Genomic DNA, 23,752 nt, shown 5'->3' with positions numbered 1-23,752 from the left:
CAAAAGCGCCCGTGCGGCATTGCGCGGGCGCTTGCAGATAGGTAGGCAGCCGGGAGGAAAGTTTGCGTCGGAAGGCTAGCGCTTGAACGTGAACGTGATGGGCAGCGTGCAGCGCACCCGCACCGGCTGGCCGTGCTCCTGGCCGGGCGTCCAGCGGGGCATGAGCCAGGCGAGTCGGCGCGCCTCCTCGTTGAATTCCGCATCGGTCGTTTTTACTACCGTCGGCTCCAGCACGCGGCCCTGCTCATCCACGACAAATTGCACTACTACCTGGCCCGACACGCCCCGCCGCAGCGCTTCGGGCGGGTAGTTGGTATGCGTGGCCAGGTACTGATGCAGCGCCGCCGAGCCGCCCGGAAAAGCCGGCATTTGCTCGGCATAGTTCAGCACAACCGGCGTGGAGCTGGTTGTCGTGCCCCCCTGGTCAGCCGCACGAAACTGTTGGGCGTGGCTTGGCAGCGCCAGCAATGAGCTACCACCCAGCGTTAACAGGAAAAAGATTTGCTTATAAAATCGAATGGGCCAACGCATAAACAAAATTCCCTACCTCGCTTTACCTTAGCGCCAAGTCCAAGTTAAGCTTATGTTAAATTAGGACTTTATTGTACAACCAGGCCCGGGGCGCCGGGGCGGGTACCGGGTTGTTTGGCGGCCTCGCCCAGCGTCACGTTGATAGTATTTTCGAGGTGCGCCGCGCCTGCTAGCTTCCCTAAGACTTACGCAAACCTGCCGACCTTCGCGCCATGAAACTCCTGCTGGTGGAAGACGAGGTCGTCGTCACGCACTTTATTCAAAAAGGCATTGAGGCCGAGGGCTACGACCTGCGCGTGGCCTACGACGGGCTCATGGGCCAGGCCATGTTCGACCAGCAGCCCTTCGACGTGGTAATTCTGGATGTGAACCTGCCCGGCCTGAATGGCTTTGAGCTGTGCCGCTACATCAAGCAGCACTCGCCGCGCCAACCGGTGCTGCTGCTCACGGCCCTCGATGGCCTGCAGGACAAGGAAAACGGCTTTGGCGCCGGGGCCGACGACTACCTGGTCAAGCCCTTCGCGTTTCGGGAACTGCTGCTGCGCATTCGGGCGCTGGCCCGGCGCGGCGAGGCCTACGCCGGCCTGCGCCACGTGCTGCGGGTGGCCGACCTGGAGCTGGACATCAATGCCCGCACCGTGCGCCGCGCCGGCCAGCCCATCGAGCTGACCACGCGCGAGTACTCGCTGCTCGAATACCTGATGACCAACCAGAACCGCACCGTGAGCCGGGTCGATATCGCCGAGAAGGTCTGGAACCTGAACTTCGACACCAATACCAATATTATTGACGTGTACGTCAACTACTTGCGCAACAAGATTGACAAGCCCTTCGGGCATAAGCTGCTGCACACGATAGTGGGCACGGGCTACATGATGCGCGGCTGAGCCGGCCTAGCCATGCAGATTAAACATAAGCTCTTGCTCTGGTTTGCGGCCCTGGCCATCGGGCTGCTGCTGGCCCTGGCCGGCTACGTGTACGCGAGCACGGCGCGCTTCCGCGCCCAGAGCTTTGCCGAGCGCCTGACCCACAAGGCGGCCCTCACCCAGCAGGTGCTGGCGCTGGGCGACTCGGCCGCCGGGGCCATGCTGGCCTCGCTGCCCGAACAGGCCGAGTACGTGTATGCGCCCACCGGCCAGCGGGTGTTCGCGGTGGGGCCAGGCCTTGATTTCCAGCCGGCGGCGGCTTGGCTGGCGCAGGTACGGGCGCAGGATTCGCTGGCTTTTACTTACCCTAGCCCCGGCCACAGCCAGCGCAAGGAGGGCGTGGCGCTGGCGTTTCGGCGGCGCGGCGAACCGGGGCAGTACGTGGCCGTGGTAACGGCCTACGACCAGCAGGGCTACGACCAATTGCAGCGCCTGCGGCAGGCGCTGGGGCTGGGCATCTTGGGCGCGGTGGTAGTGGTGGGGCGCTGGGGTGGCTGTTTGCGGTGCGGGCCCTGGCCCCGCTCACGCTCATCATCGGGCAGCTGCGCATCCCGCGGGCGGGCGCCACGGGCTTTCGGCTGCGCCCGGCCAATGCCCACGACGAGGTGGGGCAGCTCGCGCTGGCCTTCAATGAGCTGCTGGCCCGGCAGGAAACGCTGGCCGAAAGCCAGAGCGCCTTTATCGCCCACGCCTCGCACGAGCTGCGCACGCCACTTACTACCCTCAAGGGCTGGCTCGAAACCTCGCTGGCCTACGACCAGGATGCGGCTAGCCTGCGCGTGGGGCTGGGCCGGGCCGTGCAGGAGCTGGACCGCCTCACGGCCCTCACCAACGGCCTGCTCTACCTGGCCCGCCTCGACGGCCCCGACCCGGCTCTACCCACCGCCCCGCTCGATGTGGTGGACGTGCTGCTCGACGTAGTAAGCATGGCCCAGCGCCAGCACCCCGGCCAGGCCCTGAACTTCGACCTGAGCGAGGGCGTGCAGCAGCAGCAGCACGCCCCTACCCTGCTCGGCCACGCCACGCTGCTGCGCACCGCCCTGGGCAACCTGCTCGACAACGCCGCGAAGTACTCCAGCGGCCAGCCCGTAGAAGTGCACCTGGAAATGAACACCGAAACCGCCGTGCGCATCCGCATCGAAGACCGGGGCCCCGGCATCCGGCCCGACGAAGCCGAGCGCCTATTTGAGCCTCTGACGCGGGGCCGCGACGTGCCGGCCGACGTGCCGGGCTTCGGTATCGGCCTCACGCTGGCGCGGCGCATCATCCAGCAGCACGGCGGCACGCTGCACCTGCGCCCCCGGCCGGGCGGCGGCACCAGCGCCGAGGTAGGGCTGCCGCTGGCTAGGGGTGAGGCGCCCGCGGAGGGAAACCCAGCAGTCCCCAAACATCCCCTTCTAATAACTTCTAATTCCGTCTTAATTCCAGTCTAATACCGCCCCCGGAGGTTTGCGGCATGAAGCTGAGAATCCTCTTTTGCCTGAGCTGGCTAGGCCTGCTGCTGGGTGCCAGCGGCGGCGCGGCCTGGGCGCAACAGCCCCGCGAGCTGGCCCAGCTGCCCCGGCCGCTCACCTTGCCCCAGGCTTTGCGGGTGGCGCAGGCCAATTACCCCGCCCTGCGCAGCCGGCAAGCTGCGGTGCGGGCCGCCGAGGCCGATGTGCTTACCAACCGCGCTACCTTTTTGCCGCAGGTAACGGCGCAGGCGCAGGCCCTCAATGCCACCGCCAACCAAGTGCGCGGGGCCTACTTGCCGGGCGTCGCCTTTTCGGAGTCGGGCGCGGTGAAAGCGACGGGGCCCGACGGGCGCACCAATTTTTCCAGCCTCGGGGTGCTGGCCATTGAGTGGCCGGCCGTGACGTTTGGGCGCTACCGGGCCAGCGAAAACCGCTCGGCAGCCGCCGTGTCGGCCGCCCAGGCCGACTACGACCAGGCCGTGTTCGAGTACCAGGCGCAGGTGGCCGATGCCTACCTGCTGGCGCTGGGGGCCGAAAAAGCCGTGGCTTTGCAGCGGGCCAATTTGGCTAGGGCCCAGCAGCTGGCGCGCGTCATTCGGGCCGGGGGGCGCTCGGGCATTCGGCCGGGCATCGACTCCTCCACGGCCAATGCCGAGCTGGCCCGCGCCCAGCTGCAAGTGCTGGCCGCGCAGCAGCAGGCCCGCACGCAGCGCACCCGCCTGGCCGGCTTGCTGGGCCAGCCCACCCAGGAAGTGCAGCTCGATTCGATGCAATTCTACTCGCGCCTGCCCCTAGCGGGCGCCAGCCCGGCCGACACGGCCCGCGCCACCAACCCGCTGCTGCGCGTTTACCGCCAGCGTATTGTGGCCAGCCAGGCCCAGGCTTCTTTGCTGAATACTAACAAGCGCCCCAGCCTCAACCTGCTAGCCTCGACCTGGGGCCGGGGCTCGGGCGTGCGCGACCGCGTCGATGACCAGGGCAATTTTGTCATTGACTCGTCGCCGGGCGCGGGGCTGCCTTTCAAGGCCTACAACTACTTGCTGGGGGCCACGCTCACCTGGCGAGCCACCGAGCTTATTCACACTGGGCGGGCCGTGCAGGCCCAGCGCCTGCGCACCGAGCAGGCCCGCGCCGACTACGACCAGCAGGCCCTGCAGCTCGAAACTCAACTGCAAAACGCCCGCCTGCAAGTCGAGCTGGCCCAGCAAACCGCCCTGGCCGCCCCCACCCAGCTAGCCGCCGCCCGCCAGGCCTACACCGCCGCCCGCGCCCGCTACGACGCCGGCCTCGACAACCTGCTCGTGCTCACCCAGGCCACCGAAGTGCTCAACCGCGCCGAAACCGACCAGGCCCTGGCCACCAACAACCTCTGGCGCGCCGTGCTGCTGCAAGGCGCCGCCGGCGGCAACCTCGGCGGGCTGCTGGGACAATTGTAAAGCGGATTGAGAGTAAGCAGAACGTCCTGCTGCGCTTGTCGAAGCAGCTCTACTGCTTACTAGAGTGGTTTCGTAGTCAGTGTATACAGTATACAGGCGATGGTTTCTTTGCAGCATGAAACCGTACTCAGCTGATTTACGCGAACGGATAGCAGCAGCCTGTGCCTCGGGGGACAGTTCCCTGGGCCAGGTCGCCGCCCGGTTTAGCGTGTCGCTTTCCTTCGTCAACAAGCTGCTCAAGCGCCAGCGCACGAGCGGCTCGCTGGCTGCGCTGCCCCACCGGGGCGGTCCGTCCCCGCTGCTCGACGCGGCGGCTCGCACCCAGTTGGCCGCCTGCGTGGGCCAGCAGCCCGACGCCACGCTCGACGAGTTGCGCGTGCAGTTAGCCGCCAGCGGCGGGCCGGCGGTGGGCCGCACCACGGTCTGGCAGGGCTTGCAGGCGCTGGATTTGCGGCGCAAAAAAAGAGCGTCCACGCCGCCGAGCGCGACACCGAACGGGTGAAGCAGCTGCGCCGCGCCTTCCTCGAAGCGCTGCCGGACCACGATGCGGCCCGCTTCAAATTCGTGGACGAAACCGGCGTCAACCTGACCTACACGCGGCGCTACGGCCGGGCCGTGGGCGGCCAGCGGGTGAACCAGGCCGTGCCCTTACACAACGGCCCGAATGTGACGGTGATTGCGGCCCTGACGGCGCAGGGCATTGCGGCGGTCATGGAACTGGATGGGGCGGTCAACGCGGCCAGCTTTGCCGTCTACCTCGACCAGGTGCTCGGTCCCACGCTGGTGCCCGGCGATGTCGTCGTGCTCGACAATCTGCGCGTTCATAAGGCCGCCGGCCTGGCCGAGCTGGTGGAAAAACGCGGGGCCCGGCTCTTGTTTTTACCGCCGTACTCGCCTGACTTCACCCCGGTGGAACTGGCCTTCAGCAAGCTCAAAACCAGCCTGCGCACCGCCCAGGCCCGCACCCGCGAGGCCCTGACGGCCGCCTTGCGGGCCGCCCTGGACTGGATTAGCCAAGAAGACGCCATAAATTGGTTTCACCACTGCGGCTATCATGTACATTGATTACGAATTTGCTCTAATCATGCCTATAGCAACGAAGCGACCAAGATGCTTCGACAAGCGCAGCATGACGGACGATTTTTAGTTTAAAGAAGCTAACGGCTTAAAAATATGCTCAAAGCTGCCCTTGCCAAACCCATTGCCGTTATCGTGGCCCTGCTCGGCGTACTCGTCTTTGCGGGGCTGGCGCTGGGGCGCATTCCGGTCGATATTTTTCCGCGGCTCAACCTGCCTACCATCTACATCGCGCAGCCCTACGGCGGCATGACGCCGGGCCAGATGGAGGGCTTCATTGCCACGCGCTACCAGAACCAGATGCTCTACGTGTCGGGCATTAAGGATGTGGAAGTGAAGAACATCCAGGGCCTGTGCCTGGTCAAGTGCACCTTCTACGAAGACGTGAACATGGCCCAGGCCGCCGGCGAGGTGGCTAGCCAGGTGAGCCGCGTGATGAGCTACCTGCCGCCCGGCTCGGTGCCGCCCACGGTGGTGCGCTTCGATGCCTCGTCGCTGCCGGTGGGCGAGCTGGTGTTTAGCAGTTCGTCGGCTTCGCTGGGGCAGATGCAGGATTTGGCCTCGACCAAAATCCGGCCGCTGTTTTCGCAGATTCCGGGCGCTTCGGCCCCGCCGCCCTTCGGCGGCAACGAGCGCACGGTGGTGGTGCGCGTCGACCCCGCGAAGATGAAAAGCTACGCCCTCACGCCCGACGAGGTAGTTTCGGCTATTGTCAAAAACAACCAGGTGTCGCCGGCCGGGGCCGTGGGTATGGGCGACTACATGGTGATGACCCCTAGCAACACGGTGCTCGACAAGGTACCTGATTTTCTGAACATTCCGCTGCGCCAGGGCGTCGGGCCCACGGTGTTTATCCACGACATTGCTACGGTTGAGGACGGCACCGACATTCCGGTGGGCTACGCGCTCATCAACGGCAAGCGCTCGGTGTACATCCCCGTCACGAAGTCGGCCGATGCCTCTACCATGAGCGTGGTGAGCGCCCTCAAGGCCAAGCTGCCCGAAATGCGCGCCCTGCTGCCCTCCACTATCCAGCTCAGCTACGAGTTCGACCAGTCGGTGTACGTGACCCAGGCCGTGCACAGCCTAGCCTTCGAGGGGGGGCTGGGGGCGCTACTCACGGGCCTGGTGGTACTGCTGTTTCTGGGCGATTTGCGCTCGTCGCTCATCGTGATTCTGACTATTCCGGCGTCCATTCTGTCGGCCATTCTGCTGCTCCAGCTCTTCGGCCAGACCATTAATCTAATGACGCTCTCGGGGCTGTCGCTGGCCATTGGCATCCTCGTGGACCAGGCCACGGTCGTGATTGAGAACATTCACCAGCACCTGGAAATGGGCAAGCCCAAGGCCCGGGCCATCCTCGATGCCAGCCAGGAAGTATCGTTTCCGCTGCTGCTCATCACGCTCAGCATTCTGGCCGTGTTTGCGCCGGCGTTCCTCATGAGCGGGGTGCCGCGCGGCATGTTTATTCCGCTCTCGCTGTCGGTGGGCTTCTCGATTATCGTGTCGTATATCCTCTCGCAGAGCTTCGTGCCGGTGGTGGCCAACTGGTGGCTGAAGGGCCACGCCCACCCTAGCCCGCACGAGCTGAGCCTGCTGCCCGACCTGAGCGAGCCGCGCGATGCGGCCCAGGAAACCTACGAGGCGCACCACCCCGAAAAAGTCACCGGCTTCGAGCGGGTGAAGCTGCGCTACCTGGGCCTGCTCGACCGGCTGCTGCGCCACCGGGCGCTGGTGGCTAGCGTGTATGGCGTGGTGTGCGCCGTGGTAATTGGTACCTGCTTCTACTTTATCGGGCAGGATATGATGCCTAAAATCACGCACTCCAAGCAGTTTCAGGTGCGCATCGTGGCGCCCGAGGGGCTGCGCATCGAGCGCACCGAAGACCGTACCAAGCAGATTATCAAGGTTATTCAGGACATCGTGGGGCCGCAGAACGTGGCCATCACCTCGGCCTTCGTGGGCATGACGCCTAGCTCGTATGGCACGAGCGCGCTCTACGTCTTTAACGCCGGCCCCAACGAGGCCGACTTGCAGGTGAACCTGGCCGAGGACTACAAGGTGCAGAACCTCGACGCGCTGAAAGACAAAATAAGGCAGGCAGTGGCCCGGCAGGTGCCCGACGTGCAGCTCAGCTTCGAGCCCATCGAGCTGACTGACAAGATTATGAGCCAGGGCGCCCAAACGCCCATCGAGGTACTGGTGGCCGGCAAAAGCCTAGCCGACGGCAAAGCCTACGCTGACAAACTGGTGGCTAGGCTCCGGCAGATTGCCTACCTGCGCGACATCCGCGTGAATCAACCCCTGAGCTATCCCACGGTGCAGATTACGGTAGACCGCGGCCGGGCCGCGCAGTTTGGCCTTACGCCCGACCAGATTGCCAAGTCGCTGGTAGCCGCCACTTCCTCTAGCCGCTTCACGGCCAAGAACTTGTGGCTCGACCAAAGCAAGGGCTTTGCCTATCAGGTGCAGGTGCAGCTGGCCTCGCAGGATATGAAAACCGAGAACGACATGCGGGGCATTCCGCTGGTGCCGGGCCAGGCGCACCCCACCCTGGGCGACGTGGCCACGCTGCGCACGGCCACCGTGCCCGGCGAATACGACCGCATCGGGCCGCGCCGCATCGTCACGGTGTCGGCCAACATCAACAAGCAGGACCTGGGCACCGCCACCCGCGCCGTGCAAAAAGCCCTCCGGGAAGTGGGCGCGCCGCCCAAGGGCTCGGTGGTGCAGGTGCGGGGCCTAGCCAAGCTGCTCGAAGAAACCCTGAGCAGCCTGCAAACCGGCCTGGGGCTAGCCATCGTAGTGATTTTCCTGCTATTAGCAGCCAATTATCAATCGCTGAAAGTAGCAGGCGTGGTGCTCGTGACGGTGCCGGCGGTGCTGGCGGGCTCGCTGCTGCTGCTGCTCGCCACGGGCCAGACGCTGAACCTGCAATCGTACATGGGCATCATCATGTCGGTGGGCGTGTCGGTGGCCAATGCCGTGCTGGTTGTGACCAACGCCGAGAGCCTGCGCCTGCGCTACCGCGACGCCACGGCCGCCGCCCGCCTGGCCGGCGCCGCCCGCCTGCGCCCCATCCTGATGACTTCGATTGCCATGATTGCCGGTATGCTGCCAATGGCGAGCGGCCTGGGCGAAAGCGGCGAGCAAACCGCCCCGCTGGGCCGCGCCGTGATTGGGGGCCTGCTCGCCTCCACGGTGGCCGCGCTGCTGGTGCTGCCGGTGGTATTTGCGGCCGTGCAGCGCAAAACCAGCTTCGTGTCCGTCTCGCTCGACCCCGACGACCCCGAAAGCGCCGACTACGACCACGCGGCGGCCCCCGCGGCCGAGCGCCCGCTGACCGAGCCGGTGCTGGCTTAATTTTTCTTTTGCTGACTTTTGGTACCCATGACCCGCCTTTCGCTTTCTTTCCGCCCGGCCCGCCTGCTGACCCTAGCCACCTTACTGGCCGCCCCCACCCTGCTGCTGAGCGGCTGCGGCTCGTCGGGCGATGCCGAGCAGGCCACCGCGAAAACGCCGGCCGCCGCTAGCCCGGCCGCACCGGCTGCCTACGCTGCCGTGCAGGTCACGGCGGCCCCGCCGGCCCAGGCGCTGAGCCTGCCCGGCGAGCTGGAAAGCTTTTACCAAACCGACATCACGCCCCGCGTGAGCGCCTACGTGCGCCGGGTGAACGTGGACATCGGCGACCACGTGCGCGCCGGCCAGGTGCTGGCCGAGCTCGATGCCCCCGAGCTGACCGCCGCCCTCAACGAAGCCTTGAGCAAGCAAAAAGCTGCCGAGGCCACCGCCCAGGGCAGCCGCGGCAGCTACCGCCGCCTGCGCCAAACCGCCCGCACCGCCGGCGCCGTGTCGCCGCTGGCCGTGGACCAGGCCCGTACCCTAGCCGCCAGCGACAGCCTAGCCGTGGTGGCCGCCCGCGCCCACTACCGCGCCGCCGCTCAAATGGCTGCCTACTTGCGCCTCACCGCGCCCTTCGCCGGCACTATCACTGAGCGCACGGCCGCGCCCGGCGCCCTGGTGAGCCAGGGCGGGGCAGCGCTGTTCAAGCTTAAGCAACTGAGTCCTTTACGTTTGCGGGTAGCGGTGCCCGAGACCTACGTGGGCCAAATAAAGGACGGTAACCCGGTGCAGTTTACGGTGCGGGCCTTTCCGGGGCGCACGTTTACGGGCAAGCTGACCCGCACGGCGGGCAGCGTGCAGGCGGCCACCCGCTCCGAGCAGGTCGAGCTGGATATTCCCAATCCGAAGGAAGAGCTTAAGCCGGGCATGTTCGCCTCGGCTAGCCTGCCGGTGCAGGCTCGGGCCAACAGCTTGTTCGTGCCCAAGTCGGCGGTGGTCAATACGGCCGAGCGCACCTACCTCATTCGTGTGGCCGATGGCCGCACCGAGCTGGTCGATGTGCAACTCGGCGATGAAAACGCGGGCCAGGTGCAGGTATTCGGCAAGCTGCGGGCCGGCGACGTGGTACTGAAATCGGGCAATGAGGAAATTACCGCCCGCCAGCCCGTGCAGGTGACCATGCGCTAGGCCAACCCTAGCGGCCGCGCCGGCGGGGCTAGTGAATATTGCCGCCCACGGGCAGGCCGCTGGGCACCGTGGCCGGCACGGTGCGGTCGTAAGTACTGGCCGTGAGCGAGTTGAGAAAAGCAATAATGGCCTGCTTATTCGTGACCCGCGCCGGAAACTGCGCGTCGCGCTGGTTGGTGGCTACGTGGGGGTTTGCCGAGCGCGAGCCGCCGGGGCCGGGGTCGTAGAAATCGAGCACGTCCGCCAGGCTAGTCACCGTGCCGCTGTGCATGTAGGGCGCCGTGAGGGCTACGTTGCGCAGGCTAGGGGTGCGGAAGGCGTAGGTGCCGTTGGCCCCGGTGTCGGAGGCCGCATTTTTGGGGTTGTCGGCCACGCCCATCACGTGCAGCTGGTAATCGCTGAGCATGGGGCCGCTGTGGCAGTTGCCGCAGCCACTTTGCACAAAGGCCTGCATGCCTTGCACTTGCTGAGCGGTGAGGGCCGACGTAGTGCCGCGCATGTACTGGTCGAACGGCGAGTCGGTGGCCACCAGCGTGCGCTCGAAGCAGGCCAGCGCCTGGCTCAGGGTAGTGGCCGTGACGGGCTGCGCCCCGCCAAACACCGCCTGAAACTGCGTCGCGTAGGCCGGAATGCGGCGCAGCCGCGCCACCGCCGAATCGAGGGCCAGCCCCTCGGCGTAGGCGTGGCCGCGCATTTCTTCAAGAGTGCTGAGGGGCCGCAGGGCCTGGGTTTCGAGCGACTGCGCCCGGCCGTCCCAGAACATGCTGGCTAGGGTCGGGTCAATAGTGCCGCCGCTGGTCAGGCCGTTGAAGGCCGTGTTGAGGACCGTCTGGCTATTGCGCTGGCCGAAGGGAATAGTGTTGGGCGACTGGAAATGGCGGGCCGCCCCCAGCCCTTTGCCATTCTCCCCGATGGCCAGGTCGAGGGCATCGGCGTAGCCGGTGGCGGGGTGGTGGCAGCTGGCGCAGCTCACATCTTTGCCCCCCGAAAGCACCGGGTCCCAGAACAGCGCCCGGCCCAGGTCGGCCTTGGCCGGGGTGCTGGGGTTGTCGGCCGGGGCGGGCGCCGTGAGGGGCAGCGCGGCCAGGGTATTGGCCGGGGTGGGGCCGGTGGTTTGCTTCTGGCAGGCCACGGCCACGAGCAGCGCCGCCGAAGCCAGCAGAGAAGTAAGTTGCGCAGTAGTTTTAGCGGCCATCAGATTAGGCAGATAGAATAACCAGAATAAACTGATAGGCTAGAAGCGGCGGCGGCTAGCCACGCCCGGTCAGGCACCAGGTAGCAAGCGGAACGCCGGCCCACAGTTGGGCTAGCCACCGGCTTATTGTTGAGCCTGCTTGCCAGAATAAATTTCGGGCTCAGTCCTGCGCCACACCCCGAAACTCGACCAGCTTCCGGGTTGGGCAGACGAATGGCGACCGGCTGCGGGCACCTTGGCCCGCCGGGGTGGCCGGGGCGCTGCGCTTACCTTTGAGTACTTGGCGCTGGCTGCCCTATTGTAGGGCTAGTGCCAAAGAATTTCCGCCTGGATGACTCCCGACCCTTCCGACTCGCCGGCTGACGGCCCTGATTCGCTTGCCCACACCGCCTCTCCGCTACTGGGCAGCCTGGGGCGGCTGCCGGAGGTATTTGCGGCGCTCCCCGGCGCCTTCGTGCTGCTCACGCCCGAGCTGCGCATCGCGGCCGTGAGCGATGAATACCTGGCCAACGCATTCGTCACGCGCGCGCAGCTGGTCGGGCAGTCTTTGTTCGATGCTTTTCCGGGCGAGCCGGGTACGCCCGAGGGCGACACCATGACCAGCCTGCGCGCCTCCTTGCAGCAGGTGCTGGCTACAGGCCAGGCCCAGGCCATGCCCGTGCAGCACTACCGCCTGCCCGACCCGGCCACGCCCGGCGCCACCCTGGCGCGCTACTGGGAGCCCCGCAACACGCCGGTGCGCGATGCCCACGGGGCCATTTGCGGCATTATTCACAGCGTGGCCGATGTGACGGAGCGCGTGCAGGCCGACGCGGCGGCCACTGCCCAGCGCCAGCGCCTCCAGGAAATACTGCTGCGGCTACCGGCCCAGGTAGCCACCTACCGCGGGCCCGACTACCTCTACGACTTCGTGAACCCGCGCTACCAGCTGCCGTTTCCGGGGCGCGCATTTTTGGGCCGCCCCATCCGGGAGGTATTGCCCGAAGCCGCCGCGCAGGGCCTGCTCGCGGCCTTCGACCGGGTACATCAGACCGGGGAGCCCTTTTACAGCCCCGAGCAGCCCCTGGAGCTTGACCTGCACGGCACGGGGCAGCGCGAGCAGTTTTACTACAATTTCTTTCTGCTCGCGCTGCGCGACGCCCAGGGCAACATCGACGGGCTGCTGGATTTTTCCTTCGACGTGACCGAGCAGGTGCGCGCCCGCCAGCTGATAGAGGAAAAAGAGCGGCAAACCAACTCGCTCAACGCTGAGCTGCAAGCGGCCAACGCAAAAATCCTGGCCAACAATGCCGAGCTGGAGCGTACGCAGCGGCTGCTGCGGCAGCTCACCGAGGAGCTGGAGGCCCGCGTGCTGGAGCGCACCCAGGCCCTGCACCACGCCCAGGTGGCCACCGAGCAGGAGCGCGAGCAGCTGTACCAGGTGTTTGAGCAGTCGCCCGTGGCCATTGCCATTATGCGCGGCCCCAACCTGCGGGTAGAGCTAGCCAACCCGGCCGTGGCGGCCATTTGGGGGCGCGAGCCGGCGCAGGTGCTGGGCCGGCCCTACTTTGAGGCGGTGCCCGACACGGCCGGGCAGGGCTTCGAGCAGATTTTGGGCGATGTGCTGACCACTGGCCAGCCCTTCACCATCACCGAAGCCCCCGTGACGCTGGCGCGGGCCCACACCGGCCAGCCGGGGCAGGCCTACGTCAATTTCGTTTTTCAGCCCCTGCGCGATGCCGAGGGCGCCCCGGTGGGCCTGGTAGCCAGCGGCACCGAAGTAACCGAGCAAGTGCTGGCCCGCCACCAAGTGCAGGCGCTCAATACCGCGCTAGCCGCCAGCAACGAGGCGCTGGAAGTCCGCGTGCTGGCCCGCACCCGCGAGGCGCAGCCAGCCCAGGCCCAGGCCGAGGCCGACCGTACCACGCTGCAGCGCGTGTTTGAGCAGGCCCCCATGGCGCTGACCATTTTGGAAGGTCCCACGCACGTGATAACGCTGGCCAACGCTGGCATGGAAGTGCTGTGGGGGCGCTCCGCGGCGTCATTGCTGGGCCGGCCTCACTTCGAGGCGCTGCCCGACCTGGCGGGGCAGGGCTTCGAGGCCATTATTGCCGATGTGTACCACACCGGCCAGCCGTATTACCTGCGCGAAGTGCCGGTGCACGTAGACCGGGCCGGCACTGGCCACGCCACCCTGGGCTACTACCACATTACCTACCAGCCGCTGCGCGATGGGCAGGGCCACATTACGGCCATTACGGTTTCGGCCATCGACGTAACCGACCAGGTGCTGGCCCGCCAGCAGATGCAGGGTGCCAACGAGGAGCTCGAAACCCGCGTGGCCGAGCGCACCGCCGAAACCCAGGCCATCCTGCGCACCGCCGAGCAACAGCGCGAGCAGCTGCGCGAGCAGCAGGGCCTGCTGCGCCAGATACTGGGGCAGGTGCCGGCCTCGGTGGCCACCCTGAGCGGCCCCGAGCACCGGTTTTCTTTTTTTAATGACCACTACCTGGCCCTCACCGATGGCCGCGCCCGGCTAGGGGGCACGGTGGCCGAGCTGCTGCCGGAGGTGGTGGAGCAGGGCTTTATCGACCTGCTCGACCGGGTGTACACCACCGGCGAGCCGTTTTTGGGCAGTGAGCTGTCGATTTTGCTGCATCCTGCGGGCGCCAGCCGGCCCACCCAGCGCTACCTCGATTTTGTGTACCAGCCGCTCACCGATGGCCAGGGCCGCACCTTGGGCATTCTGGTTTTTGCCGTGGATGTGACCGACAAGGTGCTGGCCCGCCGCCAGGCCGAAACCCTGCAAGCGGCCGTGCTGGCGGCCGTGCAGCGCCAAAAAGAAGACCGCGAAAATGTGTTTCAGCTCTTCGAGCAGTCGCCGGCCGTCATTTGCCTGCTGCGCGAGCCCGAGCACCGCATCGAGTACCTCAACCCGGCCTACCAGGCGCTGTTTCCGGGCCAGCCGCTGCGGGGGCGCTCGCTGGCGGCGGTGCAGCCTACCGCTACTGCCCTCGTGACGCTGCTCGATGGCATTTACCAGAATGGCACGGCGCGGTTTCAGCCCGGGGTGCCCATCACCATCACGCCGCTAGGGGGGCTGCCGCCCCGCACGCGCTACTTTGACTTTACTTACCAGGCCTACCGCGAGCAGGAGCGCATTGCGGGCGTGTCCATCTTTGGCCTCGACGTGACCGAGCAGGTGCTGGCCCGCCGCAAAGTGCTGGAGCTGAACGCAGAATTGCAGGCCCGCAACCTGGAGCTGGGCACCACCAACCAGCAGCTTACGCGCACCAATGCCGACCTCGACACGTTTGTGTACACGGCTAGCCACGACCTGAAGGTACCCATTGCCAACATCGAGGGCCTGCTCGATGCCCTGAGCCGCGACCTGCGCAACCAGGAGGCCGGGGCAGCGTGCCGCACATTTTGCGCATGATGCAGGAGGCGGTGACGCGCTTTCAGCAAACCATCGGCCACCTCACCGATATCTCGCGCTTGCAGCAGGAAGGCAGCGCGGCCGGTGAGGCCGGTAGCCTGGCCGCCATCATTGCCGACGTGCAGCTCGACCTGGCGCCGCTGCTCGCCACCACCGGCGCGCAGGTAACCGTGGCGGTGGCCGATGCCCCCACGCTGCCGCTCTCGCCCAAAAACCTGCGCTCGGTGGTTTACAACCTGCTCAGCAATGCCCTCAAGTACCGCGCCCCCGACCGCGGGCCGGTGGTGCACATCGAGTGCCAGCCGCAGGGCGAGGCGGCGGTGCTGCGCGTGCACGACAACGGCCTGGGCCTCGACGAGCGCCAGCAGCAGCGGCTGTTCGGGCTATTTCAGCGCCTGCACGCGCACGTCGAGGGCTCGGGCGTGGGGCTGTACATGGTGCGCAAAATCGTGGAAAACGCCGGCGGCACCGTGCAGGTGCAAAGCCAGGTCGGGGTGGGCTCCACTTTTATCGTAACCCTGCCCCGGCCGCCGGAACATCTGGCCACCCAAATCCCTTAAAAGGGCAGTCGCTTAAGTTAACATCCCTTGAAAAAGCTTTCCAGCATATTGCTCGTCGATGACGACGCTACTACTAATTACCTCAACGAGTCGCTGCTGCGCTCGCTGCACGTCGCCGACCAGCTCATTATTGCCCAAGATGGCCTGGAGGCGCTAGCCCTGCTCGAAAACGAGTGTGCGGCCCCGTCTACCTCGTGCCCGGCGCTCATTTTGCTCGATGTAAACATGCCGGCCATGAACGGCATGGAGTTTTTGGAAGCCTACCAGCGCCTGCCGCGGGCGCACCAGGAAGGCATCATTATCGTGGTGCTGACGACCAGCATGAACTCGACCGACCTGGCTCGTCTCAACGAATTGCCCATTGCGGGCATGGCCAGCAAGCCGCTGACGGAAGAAAAAATCAATACCATCTTGCAGCTGCATTTTCAGCGCCAGCTGCCCACGGCCGAAGGGCTAGCGAGCTGAGCCCGTTGCTAATTGCCGGGCAGTGACAGCCCAAGCCGCGCCGCTGGGCAATCAGTTGTGGTGTTTTTTGCGTAAGGGGAAGGCTAGCCTGCGCACGTGCCCCTGGCCCGCTTTTTTGTACTGTTACCATGCCTGTTAGTTCTGCTTTACTATCCGTCTTTAATGCGCTGCCGGGTGCTTACCTGCTGCTCTCGCCCGCCCTGGTGGTGGAGGCTGCCAGCGATGCCTACGTGGCGGCCACGCTCACGCCGCGCGAGCAGCTGGTGGGCCGGCCGGTATTTGAAGTTTTTCGGGACAATCCCGACACGCCCGAGGCCAATAGCGTGCGCAACCTGCGGACCTCGTTTGAGCAGGTGCTGGCCACCGGCGAGTCGCAGGAATTGCCGCAGCAGCGCTACGACGTGCCCGACCCCGCCGCCCCCGGCCAGTTTGTGGAGCGCCACTGGCTGCCGCACAACAGCGCAGTATTCGGAGCCGATGGCCGCGTAGAACACGTGCTGCACGCCGTAACGGACGTTACGGCCCAGGTGCAGGCCCAGGCCGCGCTGCGCGAAAGCCAGGCCCGCGAGCAGGCCGCCCTGGCCGAAGCCGAGCGGCAGCGCGGCGAGCTGCAGCGCATTTTTGAGCAGGCGCCGGTGGCCATCGCCGTGTACCGGGGCCCCAATAATATTATTGAGCTGGCCAACCCGCAGGTGTGCGAGCTGTGGGGCCGCCGGGCCGAGGATATTATCGGTAAAGGCTTGTTTGAGGCCTTGCCCGAGGTGGCCGGCATGGGTTTCGAGGAGCTGCTGGCCGGCGTACTGGCTACCGGCGAGCCCTACGTGGCCCGCGAAATGCCCGCCCAGCACGACCGCAACGGCCGCCGCGAAACCGTGTACTGGAACTTTGTGTACCTGCCCGTGCGCGAGGCCAATGGCCACATCACGGGCGTCATGGTAGTAGCTAATGAAGTAACCGAGCAGGTAGTGGCCCGCCAGCAGGTGCAAGACCTCAACAAGCAGCTAGCCACCCTCAACCAGGCCCTGCACCTGAGCAACCAGGAACTGCTCATCAACCAGGAGGAAGTGCTGCTGGTGCAGCAGCGCCTGGAAGGCCACGTGCAGGAGCGCACCCAGCAATTGCAGGCGGCCCTGCACGAAGCCGAGCAGCAGCGCACCCAGGCCACCAAGCAGCAGCACCTACTCGACCAGATACTGGGGCAGGTGCCGGCCGCCGTTGCCACCCTCAGCGGGCCCGAGCACCGCTTTAGCTTCTTTAACGATACCTACCAGGCGCTGTCGGGCCACCGGGCCCAGCTTGGCCAAACTGTGGCCGAAGTGTTTCCGGAAGTAGTAGAACAGGGCTTCGTGAGCCTGCTCGACCAGGTGTACACGACCGGCCAGCCCTTCCGGGGCCAGGACACCCCGGCCCAGCTGCACAACCGCGCTACCGGCCAGTCTGAGCACCTGTTTATCGACTTCAGCTACCAGCCGCTCGTGGATGAGCGGACGCAAACCGAAGGTATCCTGGCGTTTATCATTGATGTGACCGACAAAGTGCAGGCCCGCCAGCGCGCCGAGGCGTTGCAAGCGCAGGTGCAGGCCGCCAGCCAGCGCCAGGCGCAGGCGCGCGAAACGGTGTACCAGGTATTTGCCCACACGCCGGCCGCCGTAGCCATTTTGCGCGGCCCCAAGCACCGCTTCGACTACGTGAATGCGGCCTATCAGTCATTTTTTCCGAGCCGGCAGCTGTTGGGCCGCCCCCTGGCCGAGGCCCTGCCCGAAGCCGTGGGCAGCGGCGAAGCTGCCCGCCTCGACCAGGTGTACCGTACCGGCGAAACGTATTTTGGCCAAGACCTGCCGGTGCTGCTCGACCAGCCTAGCGGGCCGCCCCAGCTGCATTACTTCACCTTCACCTACCAGGCGTACTATGAAAGCGAAGCTATTGTAGGAGTTTCAATTTTTGCTAATAAAGTAGCCGGGCCGGCGGCTCAGCACCCAGCTTAGCGCAGTAGCACTAGGGGTCTGACAGACAATTATTTCGCCTACGTAAGCGTTTCACTTATTACGGCTAGGCCCGACAATAGCTTTACATTAATTAAACACTGGCCGGGACGGCGCTAGGCTAGCTGCCGATTTTGTGCTTTTGAGTTCTTCTATGCCCGTTTCGGCTTCGCTACCCGCCGATTTTTTTCCTGAAAGCGACTTGCTGCCGGCCTTGCTCGACTTGTCGCTGGCGGGTGTAGTGGGCTATGCGCCCATAACCGATGTTACCGGCGCGGTGGTCGACCTGGCATTTACGTATCTCAATCCGGCGGCCCAGCGCCTGCTGGGGCTACCGGCCCGGCCGACTGCTACCTACCTGCAGCAGTTTCCGCAGAGCCTCGTCAATGGCAGCTTTGCCTTTCACCGCAACGCACTCCTGACTACCGAGCCGCAGCGCTTCATGCTAAGCCACCAGGCCGATAGCCGCGCTAACTATCTGCACCTGGCGGCCCGGCGCGTAGGCACGGGCCTGCTGGTGAGCCTTACCGATACCAGCGACTATCCGCGCTCCACCAGCGAAGACGCCCTGCGTGCTAGCCAGGCCCGCGAGCAGGAAGCCCGCGCCGCAGCCGAGCTGCAGCGCGCCCAGCTGCACCACGTGCTAATGCAGGCACCAGCCATGATTTGCATTTTCGAGGGACCCGAACACCGGTTTCAATTGGTGAATGGTCCTTATCAAGCTCTGGTAGGCGAGCGCCCGCTGCTAGGCAAGCCCATTGCCAAGGCCATGCCCGAACTGGCTGGCCAGCCCATTTTTGAGCTGCTCGACAAGGTGTACCGCACCGGCGAGCCCTTCGTGGCTACGGAGATGCTGGTGCAGCTCGACCATGATAATGCCCGGCCGGCCGAGCTGGAAAAGCGCTACTACAACTTCATCTACCAGGCCCGGCGCGACCTGCGCGGCCAAATCGATGGTATTCTAGTCTTTGCCTACGACGTGACGGCGCAGGTGCTGGCCCGCCACCAGGTAGAGGCCACGGCCCGGCAGCTGGCTAGCCTCAATGAGCAGCTCGACGCGTCGAACGAGGAGCTGCACGCCGCCAACGAGGAGTTTTTGGTCAGCAATACCGAGCTTACCAACACGCAGCAGGCCCTACGCCAGTTGAACGAGGAGCTGGAAGACCGCGTGCGGGCCCGCAGCCAGGATGTGCAGGCCGCCCTGCGCGAGGCCGAGCAGCAGCGCGAGCAGCTGCGGCAGCAGCAGCGCCTGCTCAGCCAGATATTGGGGCAGGTGCCGGCCGCCATCGCCACTTTGGTCGGGCCCGAGCATCGGTATTCGTTTTTTAATGAGAATTACCTGGCGCTGACTGGGCACCGGGCCCAGCTAACGCACAGAGTAGCCGACCAGCTACCCGAAATTCAGGCGCAGGGCTTCGTTGCGCTGCTCAACCAGGTGTATACCAGCCGGCAGCCCCACGCGGGTGCCGAAACACCGGTGCAGCTGCTCGATGCGGCCACCGGCCAGCTTGAGCAGCGCTACCTCGACTTCGTGTATCAGCCCATTCTTACTGGCCAGGGAGAGGTGCAGGGGATTCTGGCCTTTCTGGTCGATGCTACCGAGAAAGTGCGGGCGCGCCAGCGGGCGGCCACCTTGCAGGCCGAAGTGCTGGCCGCCGCCCAGCGCCGGGCCCAGGAGCGGGAGGACCTCTACCAGGTGTTTGAGCAAACGCCGGCCGCCGTTGGGTTGCTGCGCGGGCCCGAGCACCGCATGGAGTACATTAATCCGGCTTTTCAGGCGCTGTTTCCGGGCCGGGCGTTGCTGGGGCGCACCATTGCGGAAGCCCAGCCCGAAGCGGCGGCGCAGGGATTTGTGGCCCTGCTCGACGGGGTGTACCAAACGGGCGAAACGTATTTTGGCACTGAGCTGCCGCTAGCCGTTGCGCAGCCCGACGGCCAGCCCGCCCAAACCAAGTTTTTCAACTTCGCCTACCAGCCCTACCGCGAAAATGGCCGCATCGTGGGCATCTCGGTTTTTACCTATGAAGTAACGGCGCAGGTGCTGGCCCGCCGCGAGGCCGACCAGCAGCGCGGGCTGCTGCACACGCTGTTTATGGATGCGCCGGCCCCCATTGCCATTCTCGATGGGCCTGGCTACGTGTACCAGCTCGTGAACCCGGCCTACCAGCAGATATTTCCGGGCCGGGCGCTGGCCGGCCGGCCGGTGTTTGAGGCCCTGCCCGAGCTGGCCGATACGGCCGTGCCTGGCCTACTCGGCCATGTGTACACCACCGGCGAGCCCTTCGTGGCCCAGGAACTGCCCCTGCAGCTGGCGCGCCACGACGGCGGCGAGCTGCAGGAGCTGTTTTTTAATTTCACCTACCAGCCCCGCCACAACGCGCACGGCCAAATCGATGGCATCCTGGTTTTTGCCTACGAAGTGACCGAGCAGGTGCGCGCCCGCCGGGCGGTGGAGGAAAGCCGCCAGCAGGCCCAGGCCATCGCCGACGAGCTGGCCACCACCAACCAGCGCCTGCGCCGCACTAATGCCGACCTCGACACCTTCGTGTACACGGCCAGCCACGACCTGAAATCACCCATTGCCAACCTGGAAGGCCTGCTCACGGCCCTGCGCCAGCAGCTGCCCGATGCGGCCTTGCAGGCCCCGCTGGTGACGCGCCTGCTCGGCATGATGGATGGCGCAGTGGAGCGCTTTCGCGAAACGCTAGCCCACCTAACCGACGTGTCGAAGCTGCAACAAGCCGATGGCTCGCCCGCCGAGGCGGTAGACCTGGCCGCGCTGGTGCGCGCCGTGCGCCTCGACCTGGCTATCGACCTGGCCGCCGCCGGGGCTAGCCTCGCGGTAGAGATTGCCAGCTGCCCTACCGTGCAGTTCAGCGCCAAAAACCTGCGCAGTATCGTATACAACCTGCTCAGCAATGCCCTCAAATACCGCGCGCCCGACCGGCTGCCCATCATAGCGCTACGCTGCCGCCGCGCCGAGGGCCAGCTGTTGCTGGAGGTGCAGGATAATGGCCTGGGCCTCGACGCCACCCAACAGAGCAAGCTGTTTGGCATGTTCCGGCGCCTGCACACGCACGTTGAGGGCTCGGGCGTGGGTCTTTACATGGTCAAGCGCATAGTCGAAAACGCGGGCGGCACCATCACGGTGCAAAGCCAGCCCGGCGTGGGCTCTACCTTTACGGTAGCTTTGCCAGGCTAGCCGCTCCTGGTTAACTTAGTCGGCCACTTGCCGCCCCGCAGGCCCACGCGCTCCAGCATCTTGCCAGTCGATGACGACTCGACCAGCAACTTGTTGAATGAGCTGCTACTCAAGTACCTGGGCATAGCTGGTCGCCTGCTAGTTGCCGAGGCCCTGCCCCTGCCCGCCCTCATCCCGCGTGATGTAAACAGGCCCGTGATGACCGGCATCGGGTTTCCGGAAGCCTACCAGCCGCTATGGCCGCGACCTAGTCCGAACTCAGGAGCTGCTCATTGCCAGGCTTGTGAGCAAGTCCCTCACCAAAGACAATGCTAAGAATATTTTGCAGCTACGCCTTCCGCAGTAGCCGGCGAGAATACCCTAGCCCGGCTGAGCAGTTCTGCGGGTTGATTTTTACGCCTGGCTCTTGCGGCGCGGCAGCTTCGAGGCCCCTTTATTACGCGGAGCCGGCAACAACTTGTCTGGATACGACAATATTTTTTTGGTAACCAACCGCCTAACAGCTGTTTCTACGGTATGGCTGGCCCGAAGCAGCTGGGCCGGCAGCGCCTAGCGGGGCGCCGACGCGGTTGGCACGGCGGCTGTCCCTGATTTGCTGCGGTCGAGCAGGTATTGGTGCCGCCACAGCACCCACGCTAAGCCAATAGCCGCCGTCACGATGAGCAGCGTATACACAATACGGTCTTGGCGGATGATGATTTCAGTGCGTTTCATAGGCGAGCGCGTAGTCGAGCCACGTCCTTAACGGAGGGTGGGGCGCGGGGGTTGCCTAGCTCATCCCAAGGCTGTGTTGCAGGCCTAGCAGCACCGCATCTATCTGGTCGGCAAGCGTGTTTACCTGGTCGAGGCCGGCGCGGGCCTCCTCAATCTGGCCCCGCTGGTAGCGGGTGGTCAGGTCCTGGCCAGTACGCAGAAGTTGCTGCAACAGGCGCTCCGCTTCGCGCACCTCGGGCCGGGTGCCGTAGTCGGGCTTGAGCACCGTTTGTAGCCACTGGCCCAACGGGCTGTCGGCGGGCGAAAAAAGTGTGGCATCAGCCTCGCGCACCCCGTAGAGCACCGAGCGCAGCCGCGACTTAAACAATACCTGCTTGACGCGGGCCTGTTGAAAGTCGAAGGGAGAAAGTGCCATAAGGGGAGTGAAGCGAAAAACCAGGGCAATATAGAAAGGGCAACGGGCCGGCCACTTAGCGCTCGTGCGGAGCGCCGGGGCCGCCCGTGCCCCGCGCGCGCAGCTCAGCTAGCTCGGCACGGGCGCGCACCAGGTCGGTCACTTCCACGCCAAAAACCAGGATACCCGCCGGTTGGTTCTGCTCTTTGAATTGCTGCAGGGTCAGGTTTACGTAAATTTCCTGTAAAGCAGGCCTGGGCCGACGCTTCAGCCCAACGCGCAGGGGCCGGGTCGCGGAGGCTTTCGCCGGTGATATACGTGTGGTCGAGCACCTTTATCAAGCCTTGCTCGGCTACCTCGGGCAGGGCTTCGGCAATGGGCCGGCCCAGCAGCTGCCGGCGCGAAAATACTTGCTGGTAGGCGGGGTTGGTGAACTCGTAGCGATGCCCGGGACCACGCCGAACACCTACGAGTACCGGAGCTTCGGCAAGCAGTCGGCCGTAGGCTCGGCGCTGGTTTTCGGCTCGCTGATAGGTGTGGTAGGCCCGAAGACCAGGGCGGCCTGCGGCCCGCCCTGGTCTTCGGGATGCGCCAGGTTGTTCCAGGTGCTGGCAGCGTATTAGCCTTCTGGCGGCAGGCTGCGGCGGCCTTAGGGCCGGAGGCTAGCCCTACCTTTGCCGCTATGCCACTTCTCGAAGTTCTCTCCAAGGCCCAGCAGCGGCAGTTTTGCGCCCTGCCCCACCGCCTGCATCGCCACGAGCCGGCTTATATCGGCCCGCTCGATAATGAGGTCGAGGCCGTGTTTGACCCGGCTAAGAATAAGCTTTTCGCCGCCGGCGGCCAGGCGCAGCGCTGGCTGCTCACCGACGCCCAGGACGCGGTCATCGGCCGCATCGCGGCGTTTGTAAATGTGCTCACCGCCACGGCTACCGATGCCAGCCTGCCAGCGGGCGGCCTGGGCTTTTTTGAGTGCATTAATGACCAGGCGGCGGCCAACCAGCTCTTCGACGTGGCCGGCGACTGGCTGCGGGCGCGCGGCATGCTAGCCGTGGACGGCCCCATCAACTTCGGCGACCGCGACCGGTTCTGGGGCGTGCTTATTGATGGCTTCGACCGCGAGCCCAACTACGGCATGTTCTGGCATCCAGCGTATTACCAAAGGCTGTTTGAGGGTTACGGCTTTCAGCTCTACTTCAAGCAGTATACCTGCTGGCGGCCGGTGCTGCTGCCGCTACACCCCAGCTTCCACCAGAAGCTGACCGATTTTCAGGCTAGCGGCGAGTTTCGCTTTGTGCACGCCCGCAAGGCCGAGCCCGAGAAGCTGGCCCAGGATTTTCACCACGTCTACAACCTGGCCTGGGGCCGCCACGCCGGGGTGCAGCCCATGACTATTGAGCAGGCCCGCACCATTGTGCGCGAGATGAAACCCGTGCTCGACGAGCGCCTGCTCACCTTCGCTTACCACGGCGACGAGCCGGTGGCTTTCTTCATCAATATTCCCGAGCTGAACCAAATTTTCAAGCACATCGGCCACCGCCTCAACCTGGTTGGTAAGCTGCGCTTTGTGTACCAGCAATGGCGCTACATGCGGCGCCGCGACAAAAAAATGCTGGGCATTATCTACGGAGTAGTACCCGAGTTCCAAGGCAAAGGCGTAGACCAAGCGCTCGTGGCCTGGACGCAGCTGCCGTTCAGCAACATTGGCTACCGCGACATTGAGATGAACTGGATTGGCGATTTTAACCCCCGCATGCTCGTAACCACGCGCAGCATCGGCGCCAAAATCATCAAGACCCACGCTACTTACCGCAAGCTATTTGTGGACCGGCCCTTCGAGCGTTACCCGATTATCAGGTAATTCAGCATGC

At 65.1% G+C, this 23,752-nt stretch carries 19 protein-coding genes; 14 read left to right on the top strand and 5 right to left on the bottom strand.

Features of this window, described 5'->3' with window-relative positions:
• Positions 1–75: 75 nt before the first annotated feature.
• Positions 76–531, bottom strand: a complete 456-nt coding sequence (locus GKZ68_RS18555; protein WP_173117417.1) for an energy transducer TonB — start codon at positions 529–531, stop codon at positions 76–78.
• A gap of 212 nt (positions 532–743) precedes the next feature.
• On the opposite strand from GKZ68_RS18555, the gene GKZ68_RS18550 reads away from it, so the two are divergent.
• Positions 744–1,418, top strand: coding sequence for a response regulator transcription factor (locus GKZ68_RS18550; protein WP_173117416.1), 675 nt, complete (start codon positions 744–746; stop codon positions 1,416–1,418).
• Positions 1,419–1,424: 6 nt separating this feature from the next.
• Here GKZ68_RS18550 and GKZ68_RS22230 read toward each other — a convergent pair whose 3' ends face one another.
• Positions 1,425–1,880, bottom strand: a complete 456-nt coding sequence (locus GKZ68_RS22230; protein WP_254244067.1) for a hypothetical protein — start codon at positions 1,878–1,880, stop codon at positions 1,425–1,427.
• A gap of 80 nt (positions 1,881–1,960) precedes the next feature.
• On the opposite strand from GKZ68_RS22230, the gene GKZ68_RS22225 reads away from it, so the two are divergent.
• The 6 genes from GKZ68_RS22225 to GKZ68_RS18525 all read left to right on the top strand — a co-directional run bounded on the left by GKZ68_RS22225 (position 1,961) and on the right by GKZ68_RS18525 (position 9,954).
• Complete coding sequence (locus GKZ68_RS22225; RefSeq protein ID WP_254244066.1) at positions 1,961–2,890, top strand: sensor histidine kinase KdpD; 930 nt, start codon at positions 1,961–1,963, stop codon at positions 2,888–2,890.
• Positions 2,891–2,913: 23 nt separating this feature from the next.
• Positions 2,914–4,347, top strand: coding sequence for a TolC family protein (locus GKZ68_RS18540; RefSeq protein ID WP_173117414.1), 1,434 nt, complete (start codon positions 2,914–2,916; stop codon positions 4,345–4,347).
• A gap of 208 nt (positions 4,348–4,555) precedes the next feature.
• The gene (locus tag GKZ68_RS22220) at positions 4,556–4,849 is read left to right on the top strand and encodes a hypothetical protein (RefSeq protein WP_254244065.1); all 294 of its coding nucleotides are present in this window, start codon (positions 4,556–4,558) and stop codon (positions 4,847–4,849) included.
• Positions 4,771–5,412: an IS630 family transposase gene (locus tag GKZ68_RS18535; protein ID WP_254244294.1), complete on the top strand. Its 642-nt coding sequence runs from the start codon at positions 4,771–4,773 to the stop codon at positions 5,410–5,412. The genes GKZ68_RS22220 and GKZ68_RS18535 overlap by 79 nt, the downstream gene beginning before the upstream one ends.
• 108 nt (positions 5,413–5,520) lie before the next feature.
• Positions 5,521–8,787, top strand: coding sequence for an efflux RND transporter permease subunit (locus GKZ68_RS18530; RefSeq protein ID WP_173117412.1), 3,267 nt, complete (start codon positions 5,521–5,523; stop codon positions 8,785–8,787).
• 27 nt (positions 8,788–8,814) lie between these two features.
• Complete coding sequence (locus tag GKZ68_RS18525) at positions 8,815–9,954, top strand: efflux RND transporter periplasmic adaptor subunit (RefSeq protein ID WP_173117410.1); 1,140 nt, start codon at positions 8,815–8,817, stop codon at positions 9,952–9,954.
• Positions 9,955–9,982: 28 nt separating this feature from the next.
• Here the strand turns inward: GKZ68_RS18525 and GKZ68_RS18520 are convergent, their stop codons facing one another.
• Complete coding sequence (locus GKZ68_RS18520) at positions 9,983–11,149, bottom strand: cytochrome-c peroxidase (RefSeq protein ID WP_173117408.1); 1,167 nt, start codon at positions 11,147–11,149, stop codon at positions 9,983–9,985.
• Between the two features lie 331 nt (positions 11,150–11,480).
• Here GKZ68_RS18520 and GKZ68_RS18515 point away from each other — a divergent pair, with 331 nt between their 5' ends.
• The 5 genes from GKZ68_RS18515 (at position 11,481) to GKZ68_RS18495 (ending at position 20,776) form a co-directional block, all read left to right on the top strand.
• Positions 11,481–14,567 (top strand): PAS domain-containing protein, encoded by a 3,087-nt coding sequence (locus GKZ68_RS18515; protein WP_173117406.1) that lies wholly within the window; start codon positions 11,481–11,483, stop codon positions 14,565–14,567.
• A complete protein-coding gene (locus tag GKZ68_RS18510) occupies positions 14,564–15,127 on the top strand; it encodes an ATP-binding protein (RefSeq protein WP_173117404.1) in 564 nt (187 codons plus the stop codon). Before GKZ68_RS18515 ends, GKZ68_RS18510 begins: the two co-directional genes overlap by 4 nt.
• Positions 15,128–15,154: 27 nt before the next feature.
• Positions 15,155–15,592, top strand: coding sequence for a response regulator (locus tag GKZ68_RS18505; RefSeq protein WP_173117402.1), 438 nt, complete (start codon positions 15,155–15,157; stop codon positions 15,590–15,592).
• Positions 15,593–15,720: 128 nt separating this feature from the next.
• Complete coding sequence (locus GKZ68_RS18500) at positions 15,721–17,577, top strand: PAS domain-containing protein (RefSeq protein WP_173117400.1); 1,857 nt, start codon at positions 15,721–15,723, stop codon at positions 17,575–17,577.
• 151 nt (positions 17,578–17,728) lie between these two features.
• On the top strand, positions 17,729–20,776 hold the full coding sequence (locus tag GKZ68_RS18495) for a PAS domain-containing protein (RefSeq protein WP_173117398.1): 3,048 nt from the start codon (positions 17,729–17,731) through the stop codon (positions 20,774–20,776).
• 549 nt (positions 20,777–21,325) lie between these two features.
• Here the strand turns inward: GKZ68_RS18495 and GKZ68_RS18490 are convergent.
• A complete protein-coding gene (locus GKZ68_RS18490; protein ID WP_173117396.1) occupies positions 21,326–21,490 on the bottom strand; it encodes a hypothetical protein in 165 nt (54 codons plus the stop codon).
• A 55-nt stretch (positions 21,491–21,545) separates the two neighbouring features.
• Positions 21,546–21,905 (bottom strand): histidine kinase, encoded by a 360-nt coding sequence (locus tag GKZ68_RS18485; RefSeq protein WP_173117394.1) that lies wholly within the window; start codon positions 21,903–21,905, stop codon positions 21,546–21,548.
• A gap of 299 nt (positions 21,906–22,204) precedes the next feature.
• Between GKZ68_RS18485 and GKZ68_RS18480 the strand changes: the two genes are divergently transcribed.
• Positions 22,205–22,507 (top strand): hypothetical protein, encoded by a 303-nt coding sequence (locus tag GKZ68_RS18480; RefSeq protein WP_173117392.1) that lies wholly within the window; start codon positions 22,205–22,207, stop codon positions 22,505–22,507.
• A gap of 59 nt (positions 22,508–22,566) precedes the next feature.
• Entirely contained in the window at positions 22,567–23,742 is a 1,176-nt protein-coding gene (locus GKZ68_RS18475) for a hypothetical protein (protein ID WP_173117390.1), read from the top strand.
• Positions 23,743–23,752: the final 10 nt, after the last annotated feature.

The organism is Hymenobacter sp. BRD128 (assembly GCF_013256625.1).
Lineage (GTDB): Bacteria > Bacteroidota > Bacteroidia > Cytophagales > Hymenobacteraceae > Hymenobacter.
The sequence above is the reverse complement of the archived record's forward strand: the minus strand, read 5'-3'. Positions and strand labels throughout refer to the sequence as shown.